Annotated in this window: 2 protein-coding genes; both read left to right on the top strand. The window is 44.0% G+C overall.

Annotated features, from left to right (window positions below; all coding sequences use genetic code 11):
- Nucleotides 1-130: MT-A70 family methyltransferase (locus DC53_RS22690; protein ID WP_276202716.1), on the top strand; the 130-nt coding region annotated here is incomplete at its 5' end.
- Nucleotides 131-568: nucleoside triphosphate pyrophosphohydrolase family protein (locus DC53_RS00180; RefSeq protein ID WP_081824608.1), on the top strand; the 438-nt coding region annotated here is incomplete at its 3' end.

Here is a 568-nt window from a genome sequence, read left to right as displayed (position 1 = left end):
AACAAAGCACTCAGAAAAACCGCACCAAGTAAGAGATCTAATCGTCGACTTGGCTGGCGATGTGCCACGCATTGAGCTTTTCGCGCGCAAGACTGCGGACGGTTGGGATTGTTTTGGGAATGAGGTGTAGATGATGTCCCACTACGAATGCAAAGAGTGTCAAAAACCTTATCAATATTGTGAATGTAAACAGGAAAGTAAAATGAACGAATTAAAACGCACGAAAGAATGGTTTGAGCAAGCGATTCCAGAGCCGACAATTGAGCAGGCTTGCATACAGATTGGCTGCCACTATGAAGAAGTAGCGGAGATGGCTGAGGCTATGACTGATGATGAGCTTTCAGTTCAAATAGAGCATGTTTCAGATAGCTACAAAAACCTATCTCCAATATTTATGGATAGCGTAAGAAACCTAAGTGAAAGTGAAGAGGTTGAGCTACTCGACTCTCTAACTGACCAAATCGTCACAGCTATCGGTGTGTGCCACATGATGGGATTTGATATCGAAGGCGCACTTACAGAGGTCAACCGCTCTAACTTCTCTAAATTCGAAGATGGAAAACCGGTC

Origin of the sequence: Pseudoalteromonas fuliginea, assembly GCF_000690055.1 — a bacterium.
GTDB lineage: Bacteria > Pseudomonadota > Gammaproteobacteria > Enterobacterales > Alteromonadaceae > Pseudoalteromonas > Pseudoalteromonas fuliginea.
This window is presented reverse-complemented; position numbering and strand designations above follow the sequence as displayed.